Genomic DNA, 16,541 nt, shown 5'->3' on the forward strand with positions numbered 1-16,541 from the left:
GATAAACAAATGAAACTTAGAGAAAAAAATCCCGCTTTGATCATAATTGATGTGCAAAAAGGTTTTAATGAAGAAGATTTTTGGGGCGGCAACCGGAATAATAAAGATGCCGAAACCAAAATTGCTCAGATTCTTGAAAAATGGAGAATGCTTCAATTACCCATTTTTCACATTGTGCACAGCTCTGTACATCCAAATTCAAAATTACATCCGTCTAATCCGGGATTTGAAATTAAAGAGGAAGCGAAACCAATTGGCAATGAACCTGTAATTACAAAAAATGTAAACAGCGCTTTTATTGGTACAGATTTAAAAGAAAGATTGGACAAACAAAACATCACCGATCTTGTTATCGTGGGTTTAACTACAAATCATTGTGTTTCTACAACCACCAGAATGTCCGGAAATTATGGTTATGAAACTTTATTAATTGCAGATGCTACAGCTACGTTTGACAGAATGGGTATAAATGGCGAAAAGTTTGATTCAGAATTAATTCATCAAACTACTTTAGCCAGTCTGCATAAGGAATTTGCAGAAGTAATTACGACAGAAAAACTATTGGAATTAGTATAAAATAATCACAGCTTTTTAAACCAGTTTAGCATTATAAATCAAAAAACTGGATCATTTTTTAGTTAGGATGCCTACCTAAGTTTGTCATGACGATAATGTCCTAACAAAAAAATCAAAAAAAATGAAAAAAGCAATTTTAGCAACAGTACTTGTTATTACCCTGCAGGCGGCAGCGCAGGAAACAAAAGCACCGCACGGTTATACGTACGGAACTAAAGAAGTGGCAAAATCACCGTTTACACTTGAAGAATTAAAACTTTTAGAACAATCTTTACTTTTTTCTGAAGAAGATGTAAAGTATTTACAAATGAGCCACGACATTCTTGAAGGTCAAACCGATGCCATTCTGGATGTTTGGTACGGATTTGTGGGATCGACTCCGCAATTGGTTTACTTTTTTGGAAACACAAAAACCGGAAAACCAGACGGAGAATATTTGGCAAAAGTTAGAGGTCGTTTTAAAATGTGGATTCTTCAAACAGCCGAAGCAAAATACGATCAGAACTGGCTTAATTATCAATATGAAATTGGCTTAAGACATTACACCACCAAGAAAAACAAAACAGATAATGTTACTTCTGTGCCTGTTATCAATTATCGTTATATTCCGGCTTTAACGATTCCGGTTACAACGACGTTAAAACCATTTTTAGCAAAAACTGGAGCAAGTGCTGCCGATGTTGATAAAATGTATAATGCCTGGGTAAAAAGTGTTTTAATGCAAAGTATACTTTGGGGTCAGCCTTACATGAAAAAAGGAGAATTCTAAAATCAAAAAAAAAGGGATCGTTTAAAATATAAACGATCCCTTTCCAATTTTAATTGCTGACTAATTTCAAAATATTGTGAAGATCATTAATTTCATTTTCAGTTAAAGGCTGCAATGGTTTTCTTAAATGTCCGGCTTCAATTCCCTGAATATGCAATCCTGATTTAATCGCTCTCGGAAGTCCTTTTTCTACAATAAATCGCAATAAATTGATTTGTTTGTAAAATAACTTTTGCGCTTCCTGAAAATCATTTTCCTGAACAGCATTATACAAAGCAATATTCAATTCCGGAATTAAATTAGGAGCGGCAGTACACCAGCCCGTTGCTCCCGCTGCAAACGCAGAAAGTGCCAGCGGATTTGATCCGTTATAAAACGCTACATTTTCTCCTAATTCTTTCTTTAAATAATGCATTCGCTGCACATCGCCCGTACTTTCTTTAATCATGGTAACATTCGGGATTTCAAGAATTCTTTTCAATAATGCCGGAGACATATCTACTCCTGCCGTTGCCGGATTATTGTACGCCATTATAGGAATCGAAATTTGATTGGCAACTGCATCATAATGTTTTACGATTTCGTCATCGCTTAATTTCCAATAACTCATCGGGATAATCATAACAGCATCTGCGCCTGCTTTTTCAGCTGCTTTTGCGTGATAAATAGTTCTTTCTGTAGTTAAATTAGAAACGCCCACTAAAATTGGAACTCTTCCTTTTACCTGATTAACTGTAGCTTCTGTAATCGCTTCCTTTTCTTCGTCATTTAAATAAGGCATCACGCCCGTGCTCCCTAACGGAGCAACGGCGTGAGAACCAGATACAATTAATCGTTCCAGTAATTGTTTGTAAAGTGAAATATCAACCTTTTCATTTTCATCAAAAGGAGTAATAGGATAAGCGATAATACCTTTAAATTGTGTGTTTTTCATCTGGTTTCTGTTTTATAAATCCCTGCCTTCTTCTTCTCTTAATGCTACACCTAAATTTTGCAATTGAGGCGCGTTTTCTGTTGCGATATATTTTGCATTTTCAGTATCGCTCAAATTTTGGTGTCTATGCCAGGTCCAGGCCGGAATATAAACCGCATCTCCCGCTTTCCATTCTACTTTTTGATCTTCAATTTCGGTATAACCAGAACCTTCAATTACATATAAAAGTGTTTCATAAGTATGTCTGTGACGGTTTGTAAGCTGTCCCGGAAGCAGTCCGCCAATGGTCATACTTACATTTTTACTTGGCAAATCCACGAAAAATACAGGATGTTTTCTTTCTGTAGAAAATTGATTGTGTTCTCCGGCATTTTCTACATTTCTGTGAATTAATTTATCCGGCATTACAAAACTTGGTCTTGCATAAGTCTGGTGAAAATCTTTTGACGAGAATTTTTTTTCTTTCGTTTCCATAGTAATTAAATTTTAGTTACTGCATTATTGCATGACAAAAATATTGTAACTTTGGACTGTCGATATGACACAGTTTTAATATAAATAACTAGTCCAGATGTTAAGACCATGGCAATTTGAAATTCATTTAGATAAAAAATCAGATAAAGCATTATACCTGCAAATTGCTGATGCTATTATCAATGCGGTAAAATCAGGTAAATTGACCAGCGGAAATGCTTTGCCCGGAAGCCGACAACTGGCTGGACTATTAAATGTGAACCGAAACACGGTAATTGAAGCTTTAGATGTTTTGATTGCCGAAGGATGGCTGATTACAATGGATCGAAAAGGAACTTTTATTGCCGATATTCTTCCTGAAATCAGCATAAATAAAAAAGCAGAAACCCAAGTTAATATTGCAGTCGAAAACCAGAAACCGCATCTTGTTTTTGACGACGGACTTCCCGACAGCCGCCTCGCTCCTATGAACGATCTGGCTCGTGCTTATCGCGAAATTTTCAACAGAAAATCACGCTGGCAGATTATGGGTTACAGCAATGAACTTGGAAATATAGAATTTCGAAAAGCGATTGTACAAATGCTGAATTTTAAACGCGGAATGAATGTTTCTTTGGATGAAATCTGCATTACGCGCGGCAGTCAAATGGCGATGTATCTGGCGGCGCATTGTTTGTTATCAAAAGGAGATTATGTGATAATAGAAAATCCAGGTTATAAACCTGCGTGGGAAGCTTTTGAAAATGCCGGTGCGAATCTGCTTCCGGTTAATGTTACTAAAGATGGTTTAGATTTAGAAGAAGTCGAAAATCATCTTAAAAAACATGCTTCTGTAAAAGCGATTTATGTAACGCCGCATCACCAGTTTCCAACTACGGTTACGATGAGTTTGAAGAAAAGATTAAAACTTATTGAACTTTCTAATCAATACGGATTTACGATTATTGAAGATGATTACGATAATGAATTTCATTTCGGACAACGCCCAATTCTGCCAATTTCGAGTTACAGCAATGCCAAAAACTTTATTTACATTGGAACTTTGAGCAAAATTGTGGCTCCGGCGCTGCGAATTGGTTACGTTGCAAGTTCTTCTCAAAACATTGAAAAAATAGCGAATCACCGCAGAATAATTGATGTTCAGGGCGATAATATTATGGAAGAAGCGGTTCTGCATCTTATCAATGAAGGGAAAATTAAGAGACATCTCAAAAAAACAAACCTGATTTACAAAGCCAAAAGAGATCATTTTGAAAGTCTTTGCAAACTTCATTTAAAAGACAAAATTACTTTTATAAAACCCGAAGGCGGTCTGGCATTTTGGATTGTTCCAAATAAAATTGTTGATACCCAAAAAGTTTGTACCGAATTGCTTTCTAAAGGAATCAAATTAATGACTCCGGAAAAATTCAGTTTTGGTAGTCCAGTAAACGGGTTTAGATTAGGATATGCATCCCTTACAGAAGAACAAATGGAAGAAGGAATTAAAGCAATTTCAAAATATTTATAACCGAACTGGTTTGTGATCGCTACAATCTAATCTGATGTCTTTTGTTTCTAATTTAATTTCCATTAATCGGCAATACTTATTTTCATTTTGCTGTACAAAATAACCGCAATTATGACACGTACTCTGAACATTTATAACTTGTAAAATATGTAATTGCTCAATTACAGAACTGAGATTTTTCCATAAAACCAATTTCTCCTTTTCGGGTACTATTTTTACCAAATCAAATAAAGGATTTGTAAAATCTTCGGTTACCAAAACCATTTCTAAACCTTTTGCCGTGAGTTCGATTGTAGAACTTCTGGAATCGCTGACATTGGCAACTTTTGTAATGTATCCTTTTTGTTCCAAAATCTTAATCGTATCACTAATTGTAGCTTTTGTCAAATGGAATTCTTTTGCCAGATAACTTACGGTTGCTTTGTTTTTTGTGTGGTGTTTTATAAATATCAAAACCTGAATCTGTATCGGACTCAAATCGTATTTCTTGGCTTTTTCCCACAACAAAACCCTGAAAACCTGCGATAAGCGTTCAAATCCTGCCGTAATTTTTCCGTCTAAACTATTGTTTTGTGTTTCTAAATCGAAGATATTTTTCATAATTATAACAAATAAAATAGACTGAAAGCCCCCACACTTTCAGTCTACGAATTAATAATTCTAAACGAAAAATTAATAACAGTTTTCCATTTCAATAATCGAAAAACCGTCTTTAAGGATTTGATTTTCGATATCTGCAGGTGCTTTGTCGATATGACAAAATCTGCATTCTTTTGAGGTCAAAGGCTGACCTTCCTGCAAAACTGTTTTAAGGTATGCTTTACCATATTCAAAAACCTGATTTGCATCATCTGTATTTTCATCTACCAAAATATCAAAATGCATTATTTTACCGTCTTTTCGGGTTACATAAGTATCCCATACTGCTACTTTCATCTTATTTTTATTTTTTTAGTTGTTATGTTGTTATTTTTAAACACATAGAAACATAGATTTTTTTTGCTTTTTTAAAAGAGTACAAAAAGAAACTAGTTTCTAACACATAGTCCCGAAGCTTCGGGATTTGTTTAAACAAGTGAAACGCCTTTACTACGTTTTCAAAAACTATGTCTCTATGTGTTAAAAATTAAATCTTTTTTTCAAATTAAAGTTTATAAAACCTCTTCGAAGAAACTCCAAAGAGGCGTTTATATTTACCCAATCACTTCTTCCATAGAAGCACCAAAATTAATGTGCAATACATTTCCGTTTGGCGTTACCAAAGCCGGAACTGATTTTATACCAGCCTTTTGAGCTTCAGCAATTCTAGATCTGTCTTCTCCGATGTTTACAACTTCAACATCCTTTACTAAATTTAAAATGTCGTGTTCTGCGCTTACGCAAACTGGACAACCTGCATGATAAAAAATTGATTTACTCATTTTGATTTGATTTTAATTTGACTTTATTGCCGAGACAAAATTAGGCAGGACACCTAACCATTAAATAATCCAGTTTTGTCATTTCTGAGCATTTTCTGGTCTGGTTCTTCAAATAATCTGGACTAGTTTATATAGAAAAAACTGGATCTTTTTTACATTCCACGATTGCGATACCTTTGTGAGTATGAAAGAGGATATTATTTTTAATTTGAAACAGGTTCACGATCGTATCGAAAATGCCTGTAAACTTTCTGGAAGAAATGTTTCTGATGTGCAATTATTACTGGCAACGAAAACTGTTCCTGCCGAGAGAATACGAATTGCAATCGAAGCCGGAGAAAACCTGATTGGTGAAAATAAAATGCAGGAATTTCGAGATAAGGATTCTGAATTAAAAGATTTAAAAATCGAACGCCATTTTATTGGTCATCTGCAAACCAATAAAGTCAAAGATGTTTTGAAATATGTAAGTTGTATTCAATCTCTTGACCGATTAAGTCTGGCAGAAGAATTACACAAACAACTTCAAAAAGAAAATAGAAATCTTGATGTTTTTATTCAGGTAAATACCTCTTTTGAAGAAAGTAAATTTGGATTGACTCCTTCAGATGTTATTTCCTTTATAAAAGAAATCAGGAAATATGATACTTTAAAAATCAAAGGATTAATGACGATTGGTTTATTAGATGTTGAGAAAGAAAAAATGCGTCCATCGCTACGTTTACTGAGAGAAATAAGAGATGAAATTTACGATGCAAAAATAGATGGAATAACGAATTTAAAACTTTCTATGGGAATGTCTCAGGATTTAGAATTGGCTATTGCCGAAGGTTCCAACATGGTGAGAATTGGAACTTCTATTTTTGGAAACCGTTTTTTAGGGAAAGAAATCTGGAATGAAAATATTGCAGAATAAAGTCTAATTTTGCACCAAATAAAATCTCAAATGAATCTGTACGAACTGGTTGTAACCGATACTGAAAAAATTGCGCTGGACGATCTGCTTTTCAGCGAAGAGAATAAATCTGCTTTACTTCAAACCATAAAAGAGCATAAATACATCGAGGAATTAAAAAAATACAATCTTAAAGTTGACAATAAAATTCTGCTTCACGGACATTCGGGCTGCGGGAAAACGACAACAGCAAAAGCTATTGCAACGGCTTTAAATAAAAGCATTGTTATTATAAACCTGAGTACTTTAATCAATGCTAAAATTGGTGAAACTTCTAAAAATGTAAAAGCGATTTTTGACAAAGCAATTCGCGAAAAAGCGGTTTTGTTTCTAGATGAATTTGATCAAATTGGAAAAAGCCGTGAAAGCGACGATAAAGATGTTGCCGAAATGCGACGTTTGGTAAATACGATAATTCAGTTAATTGATTATTTACCTACGGATAGTTTATTGATTTGTGCCACGAATTTTTACAACAGTATTGATACAGCTTTGCTTCGAAGATTTCAAATTAAGCTAAAGTTTGAAATGCCAAACAAAAAAGAACTAGATATTTATTACGATAAATTACTGGCTGATTTTCCGGCTCATTTTCAGGATATTCCACGTAAATATGATATTTCTTATGCAGAAGCAAAAGATTATATTCAAACGATAATGAAAAGACAAATTATTGCTGAATTAGAATTGAAAGAACAAAAACTCAGCGAAACTATTTCATAAAAAAACGCCTCAATATTGAGGCGTTTTTTAAACAAATTAAATTCTGATAATTAAGCTTTTGCTTTTCTTTTTACTGTACAGCCAATTTCTTTAGTCTGTGTTACAGCTGGTTTTTGACCGCTTTTTAAAGATGCAATTACATCTTCGGCATATTTTACTTTTTCTGCTTTTGTTCCTTCCGGATCGTTGTCAATTGCTCCAACATATTCTACTACGTTTCCTTTTGCAGTTTTAGAAACAATAAAAATGTGAGGTGTACGTTTTGCTCCGTATTCGTCAGTAATTTTTTGTCCTGCATCAAATAAATATGGGAAAGGGTATTTTTTCTCTTTTGCCAAATCTTGCATTTTGTTGAAAGTATCTGCTGTTGAAGCTTCCGGATCGTTTGGATTAATGGCAATTACCGGATATCCTTGTGATTTGAATTTTTTATCTAAATCAATGATTCTTTGCTCGTAACCTACAGCGTAAGGACATGTATTACAAGTAAAAACAACGATATAACCTTTTGCATTTGGAAAACTTCCAAAAGAAACTTCTTTATTGTCTACATTTTTCAGCTTAAAATCCGGTGCAGTATCTCCGGCTTTAAGAGTTGTTCCAGTTTGTGCCTGCGATAGAAAGGCAGAAAGTGCCAATGCGAATAATAGAATTATTTTTTTCATGGTTTACGGGTTTACAGTTTTTTATATTCAGTTAATAATTGTTCATAGGTAAATTCACTTTCAACAAATTTTCGTTTATCATCTTTGATAAAAAGTGTTGCGGGAATGCTTCCAGACCAGCTTGGATCGATTCGGTCAATAAATTCCTGCGGACTGCTTTCGTTTAAAAGAAACACTTCATTTTTCAGGTTTTTTCTTTTTACAAACGGAACGACGCTCGAGCTTAATTTTGATTTAAAATCAAGGCTTACTAATAAAACGGCCAATTTTTCTGATTTGTGTTCTGCGCTGAGTTTTTCGAAGTGCGGCAGTTCTTTAATGCAGGGTGCGCACCAGGTTGCCCAAAAATTGACTACATAAGTACTGTCTTTTCCGTTTTTGATTCTTTCATTAAGCTGATTGATGTTTAGCAGCTTCACGTTCTGGCTATAAGCTGAAATTGAAAAAATACTAAATAGAAATATATAGAAAAAAAACTTGATTTTCATGAGGTACAACGCTTTAGGGTTAATTTGTGCCTTACAAATATAAACTAATGAAATCTTACTTTTTGTTAATGAAAATTTAATGCGGAAAAAAATTGCAGCAAAGGCACAAAGACGCAAAGTTTTATTTCTTAGAAGCAAAAAAAAATGTTCTATGCGAACATTTTTTTTGGTAGAAAAAATAGATATTTTTTTATATCGATCCGTACGAACGTTTGGAATTACATTCCGCTTTTAATATTTACATTATTGACAAAACGAAGGGGCTGCATTGTATCCATTTTAATTAAGGATAAAATCCCATTTTTATTCTCATTTATGGCAATTATTTTAAAACAAAATTCATTTCCGTCTTTATCCATTAAAGTTATAAATTCGGTATTATCATCTGAATTATTTTGACAGCTATGTGAAATAGTATAGCGAAACATAACTTTGAAAACATCTTTATCGTAATTATAAAGCTTTCCATCTGAACCAAATATCCATTTTGCATTTCGGTTAGCATCATTATACCATGTTCCGATAATTTTTTTTGATGAAGGTTCAACAACCTGATTCTGTGCAAAGACTGCAGAGATTTGCAATAAAAACAGTAAAATTAAAAATAGCTTTTTCATATTCTTTTATTCTTTAATTATATAGTAATCCTAAGTAAATTTAGGATTGTCAATAGTATTTTATTTCCTTCAAAAAGTTTTAATGTGTTACAATAGGTCAAATTTAATGAAATAAAAAAAACGCAAAGAGAAAAACTATATACATAAATTATAACCAACTGTTAATTATGCAACTATAATTTATTTTCCTGTAAAACATTCCGTCTACACGCTTGCTAACTTTGTAAAACACAACTTTTAAAACGTAGAGCCATGGAAAAGCAAAACAACTATGACTACGGTCATACTGATCCCGATTTTATAGATCAAAATACGCTTGTAGATGGGACGTATTCTAATGAAGATCAATACAAACAGGGTTTAAAGAAAGAAGATAATTGGGAATTTGGCGAAAGCGATCCCGATGTTATAGAGCAAAATACACTGGTTGATAATGACAATTATGCCAGAGATGAAGATCCGTATCAATATCAGGAAGAATTTATTGAAGATTTGAAACAACACGAACAGGATTTCGAAAAAAATCCGAATGTAAATTCTGAAAATATTCCGAATGAGGAAAGAATTATAAATGAAGATGATGCCGTTACAAATGATGACGAAGAAAATGATTTTGATGATGAGTATGATCCGGAATCAAATTATGAAGATGATTTAGACAAAGATGAAGAGTTAGATGATTTTGACGCTGAACATTATCCTGAAAATCATCCGAGAGAATAAAAACTAGTTAAAGCATTATCACTTTATGACTATAGCAACTCAAGTTTTCTGGCTGTTTATTCTGGCTGTTCCAATAGCCTGCATCAGCTGGACTGTAACGCACGAAGAAATTTTTAGAGAACCTCACGAATGGTGTGTAAAACGTTCTCTAAATGAGAAGTTTTTACTCACTAGAAAGTTCTTTTATCTTTTTACCTGCGAATATTGCTTTAGTCATTACGTTACAATTGGGTTTTTATTTTTTACAGATTATAAACTTTTGTTAAACGACTGGCGCGGCTACATTTTGGCCGGATTTTCGCTGGTGTTTATAGCAAATATCTATATGAGCCTTTTTGCCCTTCTTCGACAAGCTATAAAAAAAGAAAAAGTGGAAATTGAAAAAATTGAGACTGAAACTGATATCGAAAAAAATAGTAACAAATAGAAACACGTATAATTAAATAAATAAAAATCATGGAAAATTTACAATTCATTGACCCATTATTGCACGGAATAAAACCTATCGAAAATAATACTGCTAATCTTTCTGTAAAACAGCTGGCTGCTGCCGGAATTGGTTCTATTTTGATTGGAGCCGTTTTAAAGAAAACAGGACACAATAAAGCTGCCGCAATTGTTGGAAGTCTTGCACTGCCATTATTGTCTGCAGCGGTTTATAAAAAAGTAGCAAAGTAATAAAAGAAAAACGTTTGCTAATTGCGAAAATGCCCGTTAAGATTTTATACCTAACGGGCATTTTCTATTAATGTCATGTTTTTATTTTTATTTGCTGAAGCTATAATTGACAATTAATTAGCCGGCAAATTTATATTTCCTTCAACCCAATTTAAGGCTTTGTTGAAAGCTTCTTTTTTAAATCCGTGGAACTCTCCCGGAACTACATAACTAAATCCGTTTGTGAAAGAGATTATGTCTTCAGAATCTGTTACGATGGCTGCTCTATTCCATTTTCCTAAATGTTTTAATCCTAAAAGTGCATCCTGAAGCCACGCTCCTGCTGTAAAATTTTTAATATCAGTATCGAGTACTAATAAAAAATTGATTTCGTTAGTTTGCTTTACCAAATGTTCTACTGCTGGAACCACAGCTGTTAAAAAATCTTCTTTTGTTACTTCTGCCAATGCTCTAAAGGCAACAATGTTATCGGTAGTGTCAATTTGATGTATCATGATTTTTTACACTTTTTTGAGTTATTTAAATAGTTGTTTTATGATTTTGATGTATAACACCAAATGCTCCTCAAATTTACTCATTTTCAAACAGTTAAATCTTACATTTTTCTTAATTGTTTATTATATATTTTAAAGGTTTTTTTGAAGGGACAAAGGTTCAGAGGTGCAAAGTGACAAAGGTTTTTCTGTAGAGACGCACAGCAGTGCGTCTAACGTCCAATATTCCATTCCAATAAACATGTGTTGTCTCACGCGATGTTAGACGCACTGCTGTGCGTCTCTACGGAAAATCTTTGTCGATTTAATATAACCCGTTGCAATAAAAAACCTTTGTCACTTTGCACCTCTGAACCTTTGTCCCTTAAAAAGAAAAAACCTGCTTCTTTCGAAGGCAGGCTTTTTTCAAAAAAAATAAAAAATAAACTAACACAAACTCTTAATTGTATCCTTGGTTTTGTTTAAACAGTTTTTGGTCGATAACTGTTTGTGGAATTGGAAAATATCTTCTGAAGGGCTGAGTAGCTGCTTTTGCAGTTCCGGCTAAATCAAATTTTCCAAAACGGATGCTTTCTGGTCTTCTTTGTAATTCCCAGTATAATTCGAAACCTAATTCTTTATATAATTGTGCTGCATCTACAGTAGCAGTAAGCAATTTTCCAGGAGCATTTGCATATAATGATTCTCTTTTTCTGCTGGTACGCAATTTATTTAAATCATCTGTTGCTAAACCTGCAGCTCCTTTTCTAAAATATGCTTCAGCTCTCATAGCATACATTCCTCCTAAACGGAATAAAGGGATATCAACATTACTGTTTCCGTTTCCTCCTTCCGGGTCAAATTCATATTTAAATACACGAGCTCCCTGATTGATTTCATTTTGAGCAAAAACAGATTTAGTAGGATCTGCAAACGTTAATGAAGGTGTAAAATCCATTCTCGTAGTAGTACTTTTTTCCATAACTAATGGAGAAACTTTAATACGGTTACCTATCATTTGGAAAGATGCAGAAGTCAATAATACAGGACCATATTGAGGCCCCGCCTGAATACCTCTGTTAAAATGGAACCACGGAGTAGCAGGACTGCTTTTAGGAACAATATCTGTTGCAGGAACACTTACATCTGTACCATCATTCATAAACCATGTACCATCAGCATATTGGTAATGCTGCTCAAATCTTGGATCATCGTGGTTTCCATCCCAGCTAGCGTAAAATTCTGGAGTTGTACATGCTGCATTTGTACCTCTGTTTAAAGCAGATGTTCTCTGGTTACGCTCCATACATACATAAGCAAAACTGTTAGATCCGTTACGGATATAATCTATCTTTTGAGAAATCGCGAAAATAAGCTCTTTACCATTATCGTTATCTCTAGCAAAGTTTTTGAAAAAGTCGCTTTCTAAACTAAATTTCCCTGAATCAATCAATAATGAAGTGTAATAAATAACGCGGTCCATGTCTGTTCCTGTACCTGATACTGCCGGCTCATTAAAATTGAAATTTGATGAAGCATTGTAACGATCTTTAAACGTCGCACGATTTAAATACATTGTTGCTAAAAAAGCATAACCCGCTTGTTTAGTAAATCTTCCGTGGTAAGTTCTTTGAGTTCCAATATCAGCCAAATCAGGTAATATCGCCTCAACATCTTTGATTAATTGGTCAATTTGAGTATCTGCTTTTAAGATTTGTATCGGTGCATCTACATTCAACGGATCTCTAAATGGAGCTTGTCCATAAAGATCTAATGTAGTATAGGTATAATACGCTAAAAGAGCTTTTGATTCTGCTAAAAATAATTTCTTTTCAGGAAAAGTATTTTCTTCAGATGATTTAATTGCAGTTAAAGAACGTGTAATTCCATTTGTCAATAAATTCCAGTTATCCACTATAATAGCATTACTTGAACTCCATGTAAATTCATGCATATCTCTCCATTTTCCACCATCTCCCCAGTCACTTCCACGAGTTGGTAAAATAGCCTCATCTGTAGTATATTCCTGCATTGCAAAAACGGCTCCATGATCTGTAAAAGTTCCGTCTCCAAGTCTGTCATATGCTGCAGCAAGTGAACCTGCAGGGTCTGTAGCATCTGTTCCTAATTTTTCATCTAATACAGCTTCATTAAGATCTGTACAGCTGTTTAATAGAAAAATAAAAGAGAATATTGTTATAATTTTTATGCTAAAAAATGTCTTTGTTTTCATGTTTATAGTTTTAAAGTTGCTCCAAAACTGAATGTTCTCGAAGTTGGGTAAGCAGCGTAATCAATACCTATAGATTGATTTCCTCCGTTTGATTTTGGACTGTTGATTAACGGATCATATCCTGTATAGTTTGTAATTGTGATCAGGTTATTTCCTGTTACATAAAGTGTTAATCCGTTGATCCAGTTTTGACCTTTTAAATCAAAATTGTAACCAATACGAGCTGTATTCAATCTAATAAAATCAGACTTTTCTAAGAAAAGTGTAGATAAAATTGGTGAGTTTGTTGGATTTGCACCAGACTCATAATAACCTGTAGCAACGTTTCTGTCAGAAGCAAGGTTGTTAATATTTAATGCGTTCAATCCTGTATTATTCAACAAGTAACCTCCTGTCTGCCCAATGATTGAGAATGAAAAACTAAAGTTTTTATATCTCATGTCACTATTAAATCCATAGTAAAAAGTTGGTAAAGCTCCTTCGATAATAATTCTGTCGCTGTTATCAATTTTACCGTCTCCGTTTTGATCTTTAAAGATGTTTCCGCCTTTATCATCAAAACCAACATGTTGTAACAAATAAAATGAACCTGCTGCATAACCACTTTTGTAAATGTTTGCATTTACCCCAGATTGTCCAGGTCCTGAAATAGTTCCTGTTAAGATTTCTGAAACCGGTAAGTCCTCAATTTTATTATTTAATGTTGCTCCGTTTGCATCAACATTCCAGCTAAAATCTTTAGTATCAATAATTTTTGAACCTAACATGATTTCAAAACCTTTGTTCACAATTTTCCCGTCAATATTTGTCCATACCGTTGTTGTTGGTTTTAAAGGGCTTGAAGGAACGTTTAAGATCGCATCGGTAGTTGTTTTGTTGAAATAGTCAAGAGTTCCGTACAATTTATCATTCCATAAGCTGAAATCTAAACCTAAATTGTATTGTGTAACAACTTCCCATTTCAAATCAGGATTTGCAGTTCTGGTTACAGAAACTCCGTTAACCAAATTTAAATCATCATATAAATAATATCCGTCTGGACCAGATAATGAATAACTTGCTTTAGTCAATTTGTTTTGAACTTCCTGGTTTCCTGTTTGTCCCCAGCTCGCTCTAAGTTTCAAATTATTTATAGCAGTTGCATCTTCTAAGAAACTTTCTTTAGAAATATTCCATCCTAAAGCAAATGACGGGAAGTAACCGTATTTATTATTATCACCAAAACGAGTCGAACCGTCAGCTCTCATCGAAGCTGTTAAAAGGTATTTTTCATTAAAAGAATAATTTAATCTACCAAAATACGATTGTAATTCATTTTCCTGAGCATAACCTGTAGTTCCTGATTGAATTCCAGCAAATCCAGGATTAATTGATGGTTTTATACCAACTCCCTGAGCAGCAATTCCGTCAATACTGAAACTTGTTCCTGATCTTTCAAATTTTTGGTATGAGAAACCACCTAAAGCTTCAATTTTATGTTTGTTTAATGCAAGATTATAAGTCAAATAATGCTCTACTAAAGAGTTTTTAGAATCTAAATTATTTTGAACATATTTCCCTTTTGGGTTCAAATCTGTAACGTTTGGATAAATAGTAGTATTTCTTTCGGCTGTAGAACGATCGATACCAACGTTTAATTTATATTCTAATCCGTCAATAATTCTTAAAGACGCTTCAAAATTTCCTAAAACTCTCAGTGTACGCGTTTGATCCTCATAAATGCTCAATAAATAAGCAGGATTATAATGTGCGTTCATGTTAAAGTTTGTGTAGTTTCCGTTTTCATCAAAAACTGATCTTGTTGGGTTTGCCATTAAAGTATGAACAATAAGCTGACCGTTTGAACCACCATCATCACTTGTAGGAACACCATCATCTTTAGTTTCACTTGCAGTAAGATTCATTTTTACTTTTAAACGTTTGTTGTCTAAAAATGATTCTGCAGCATTGATTCTACCAGAAAGACGTTTGAAATTACTGTTACGAATAACCCCTTCCTGATCCATTTGTGCAACAGATGCATAATAATTTCCTGATTCTGTTTGTTTTGCAAAAGACAACGCATTGTTTTTAGTAACAGCACTTCTGTAAATTACATCTTGCCAGTCTGTGTTTCCACCATGGTCAAATGCTTTATCTTTAATAGCTCCTCTATATTGACTTGCACTTAAAACATCTAATTTGTTAGCAACAGTCGAAACTCCCATATAAGAGTCAACAGTCAAGGTTCCTTCGCCTTTTGAACCTTTTTTAGTTGTAACCAATACAACTCCGTTAGATCCTCTTGCGCCATAAATTGCTGCAGCCGAAGCATCTTTAAGAACCGTAATCGATTCGATATCACTTGTATTCAAAAAGTTTAATGGATTTTTTGCAGATGAGTTACCAAATCCAACATTACTTCCAGAAGGGCTCACATCATCATTAGTCAATGGCATTCCGTCAACAACAAATAAAGGTGTACTACCGCTTCTGATAGATCCAACTCCACGAATCGTAACATTTACTCCTGCTCCAGGCTCACCGCTTGTGTTTACCACACGTACACCCGCAACTTTTCCCTGAATTAAATTATCTACAGAAACATTAACTCCTTGTTTGAAATTAGCAGCTTCTAATTGTGTTACCGCTCCGGTAACGTCTTTTTTAGATTGTTTTCCGTAACCTACCACTAAAACTTCGCTTAGTTCAGAAGTGTTTGGCTCTAATTGAATAGTCATGAAACCTTTTTGAGCTGTAACTGTTTTAGTTTTATATCCTAAATAAGCAATTTCCAGCGTTTTTCCTTCTTCAACAGAAAGTTCAAATTCTCCGTCAAAATTACTAACTGCTGCATTTTTAGTTGTAGCTTCTAAAATCGTTACACCCGGCATTGGAACATTGTTTTCGTCAACAATTTTTCCTTTTACTTTAATTTTCTCAGCATCTACTGACTTAGAAACTTTTGCCGCCGCTGTTTTCTGAATTAAAACTAATTTTCCGTTGATGTTATAATTAAAATTAGCTTTTTTTGAAAGATCACTCAAAATTGATGTAACCGATTCTTTACTATAATCTACAACATACGATGTGTTATCAGCGATTACAGCTTGTCCGTAACTGAACTTATAGTCAGTCTTCTGACTTAATTTTGAAAAAATAGAAACAAGTGTAGCTTTTTCTATTTTATTTTCTACTTTTGATTTTTTTAAAATAGTTTTACTAAAACCACTCTGAATGGTTAGTAACGCTAGTACTAAAAAGATGAAACTCTTTAGATTTAAATAAGAAGGTTTAAAATACATGATTTAAGTTATTGGTTT

General features: G+C 33.8%; 19 protein-coding genes. 8 read left to right on the forward strand and 11 right to left on the reverse strand.

Annotation, left to right across the window (positions count from 1 at the left end):
* Nucleotides 1–9: 9 nt before the first annotated feature.
* Both J2Y38_RS16770 and J2Y38_RS16775 read left to right on the forward strand, forming a co-directional pair.
* On the forward strand, nt 10–576 hold the full coding sequence (locus J2Y38_RS16770) for a cysteine hydrolase family protein (protein ID WP_309844727.1): 567 nt from the start codon (nt 10–12) through the stop codon (nt 574–576).
* Between the two features lie 121 nt (nt 577–697).
* Nucleotides 698–1,345 (forward strand): protoglobin domain-containing protein, encoded by a 648-nt coding sequence (locus J2Y38_RS16775; RefSeq protein ID WP_309844731.1) that lies wholly within the window; start codon nt 698–700, stop codon nt 1,343–1,345.
* A 49-nt stretch (nt 1,346–1,394) separates the two neighbouring features.
* Here J2Y38_RS16775 and J2Y38_RS16780 read toward each other — a convergent pair whose 3' ends face one another.
* Together J2Y38_RS16780 and J2Y38_RS16785 are read right to left on the reverse strand one after the other, a co-directional pair.
* Nucleotides 1,395–2,279: a dihydrodipicolinate synthase family protein gene (locus J2Y38_RS16780; protein ID WP_309844734.1), complete on the reverse strand. Its 885-nt coding sequence runs from the start codon at nt 2,277–2,279 to the stop codon at nt 1,395–1,397.
* Nucleotides 2,280–2,291: 12 nt separating this feature from the next.
* Nucleotides 2,292–2,753 carry a cupin domain-containing protein gene (locus J2Y38_RS16785; RefSeq protein ID WP_253789889.1) on the reverse strand — a complete coding sequence of 154 codons (462 nt, stop codon included), beginning with the start codon at nt 2,751–2,753 and terminating at the stop codon, nt 2,292–2,294.
* A 97-nt stretch (nt 2,754–2,850) separates the two neighbouring features.
* On the opposite strand from J2Y38_RS16785, the gene J2Y38_RS16790 reads away from it, so the two are divergent.
* Nucleotides 2,851–4,263 carry a PLP-dependent aminotransferase family protein gene (locus J2Y38_RS16790; RefSeq protein WP_309844739.1) on the forward strand — a complete coding sequence of 471 codons (1,413 nt, stop codon included), beginning with the start codon at nt 2,851–2,853 and terminating at the stop codon, nt 4,261–4,263.
* Here the strand turns inward: J2Y38_RS16790 and J2Y38_RS16795 are convergent.
* The 3 genes from J2Y38_RS16795 to J2Y38_RS16805 all read right to left on the reverse strand — a co-directional run bounded on the left by J2Y38_RS16795 (nt 4,258) and on the right by J2Y38_RS16805 (nt 5,684).
* The gene (locus J2Y38_RS16795) at nt 4,258–4,863 is read right to left on the reverse strand and encodes a helix-turn-helix domain-containing protein (RefSeq protein WP_309844741.1); all 606 of its coding nucleotides are present in this window, start codon (nt 4,861–4,863) and stop codon (nt 4,258–4,260) included. The two genes, J2Y38_RS16790 and J2Y38_RS16795, sit on opposite strands and share 6 nt — an antisense overlap.
* Before the next feature lie 72 nt (nt 4,864–4,935).
* Nucleotides 4,936–5,199: a DUF2024 family protein gene (locus J2Y38_RS16800; protein ID WP_053471915.1), complete on the reverse strand. Its 264-nt coding sequence runs from the start codon at nt 5,197–5,199 to the stop codon at nt 4,936–4,938.
* A gap of 257 nt (nt 5,200–5,456) precedes the next feature.
* Entirely contained in the window at nt 5,457–5,684 is a 228-nt protein-coding gene (locus J2Y38_RS16805) for a thioredoxin (RefSeq protein WP_053471916.1), read from the reverse strand.
* Nucleotides 5,685–5,868: 184 nt separating this feature from the next.
* Between J2Y38_RS16805 and J2Y38_RS16810 the strand changes: the two genes are divergently transcribed.
* The gene (locus tag J2Y38_RS16810) at nt 5,869–6,600 is read left to right on the forward strand and encodes a YggS family pyridoxal phosphate-dependent enzyme (RefSeq protein WP_309844746.1); all 732 of its coding nucleotides are present in this window, start codon (nt 5,869–5,871) and stop codon (nt 6,598–6,600) included.
* Between the two features lie 30 nt (nt 6,601–6,630).
* Nucleotides 6,631–7,362, forward strand: coding sequence for an ATP-binding protein (locus J2Y38_RS16815; RefSeq protein WP_309844747.1), 732 nt, complete (start codon nt 6,631–6,633; stop codon nt 7,360–7,362).
* A gap of 50 nt (nt 7,363–7,412) precedes the next feature.
* Here J2Y38_RS16815 and J2Y38_RS16820 read toward each other — a convergent pair whose 3' ends face one another.
* The 3 genes from J2Y38_RS16820 to J2Y38_RS16830 form a co-directional block, all read right to left on the reverse strand.
* Nucleotides 7,413–8,027 (reverse strand): thioredoxin family protein, encoded by a 615-nt coding sequence (locus tag J2Y38_RS16820; RefSeq protein WP_309844749.1) that lies wholly within the window; start codon nt 8,025–8,027, stop codon nt 7,413–7,415.
* An 11-nt stretch (nt 8,028–8,038) separates the two neighbouring features.
* The gene (locus J2Y38_RS16825) at nt 8,039–8,446 is read right to left on the reverse strand and encodes a TlpA disulfide reductase family protein (protein ID WP_309844752.1); all 408 of its coding nucleotides are present in this window, start codon (nt 8,444–8,446) and stop codon (nt 8,039–8,041) included.
* Between the two features lie 287 nt (nt 8,447–8,733).
* Nucleotides 8,734–9,132, reverse strand: coding sequence for a hypothetical protein (locus J2Y38_RS16830; protein WP_309844754.1), 399 nt, complete (start codon nt 9,130–9,132; stop codon nt 8,734–8,736).
* A gap of 252 nt (nt 9,133–9,384) precedes the next feature.
* Here J2Y38_RS16830 and J2Y38_RS16835 point away from each other — a divergent pair, with 252 nt between their 5' ends.
* The 3 genes from J2Y38_RS16835 to J2Y38_RS16845 are packed head-to-tail and all read left to right on the forward strand — an operon-like array spanning nt 9,385 to nt 10,533.
* Nucleotides 9,385–9,855 carry a hypothetical protein gene (locus tag J2Y38_RS16835; RefSeq protein ID WP_309844756.1) on the forward strand — a complete coding sequence of 157 codons (471 nt, stop codon included), beginning with the start codon at nt 9,385–9,387 and terminating at the stop codon, nt 9,853–9,855.
* Between the two features lie 25 nt (nt 9,856–9,880).
* Nucleotides 9,881–10,282, forward strand: a complete 402-nt coding sequence (locus J2Y38_RS16840) for a hypothetical protein (RefSeq protein ID WP_309844759.1) — start codon at nt 9,881–9,883, stop codon at nt 10,280–10,282.
* Nucleotides 10,283–10,311: 29 nt separating this feature from the next.
* A complete protein-coding gene (locus J2Y38_RS16845; RefSeq protein ID WP_056198926.1) occupies nt 10,312–10,533 on the forward strand; it encodes a hypothetical protein in 222 nt (73 codons plus the stop codon).
* Between the two features lie 113 nt (nt 10,534–10,646).
* Here J2Y38_RS16845 and J2Y38_RS16850 read toward each other — a convergent pair whose 3' ends face one another.
* The 3 genes from J2Y38_RS16850 to J2Y38_RS16860 all read right to left on the reverse strand — a co-directional run bounded on the left by J2Y38_RS16850 (nt 10,647) and on the right by J2Y38_RS16860 (nt 16,523).
* Nucleotides 10,647–11,027, reverse strand: coding sequence for an STAS/SEC14 domain-containing protein (locus J2Y38_RS16850; protein ID WP_053471925.1), 381 nt, complete (start codon nt 11,025–11,027; stop codon nt 10,647–10,649).
* A gap of 439 nt (nt 11,028–11,466) precedes the next feature.
* Nucleotides 11,467–13,239, reverse strand: coding sequence for a RagB/SusD family nutrient uptake outer membrane protein (locus tag J2Y38_RS16855; protein WP_309844766.1), 1,773 nt, complete (start codon nt 13,237–13,239; stop codon nt 11,467–11,469).
* Between the two features lie 2 nt (nt 13,240–13,241).
* Nucleotides 13,242–16,523: a TonB-dependent receptor gene (locus tag J2Y38_RS16860; RefSeq protein WP_309844768.1), complete on the reverse strand. Its 3,282-nt coding sequence runs from the start codon at nt 16,521–16,523 to the stop codon at nt 13,242–13,244.
* Nucleotides 16,524–16,541 lie beyond the last annotated feature (18 nt).

Origin of the sequence: Flavobacterium sp. 2755, from assembly GCF_031455715.1 — a bacterium.
GTDB lineage: Bacteria > Bacteroidota > Bacteroidia > Flavobacteriales > Flavobacteriaceae > Flavobacterium.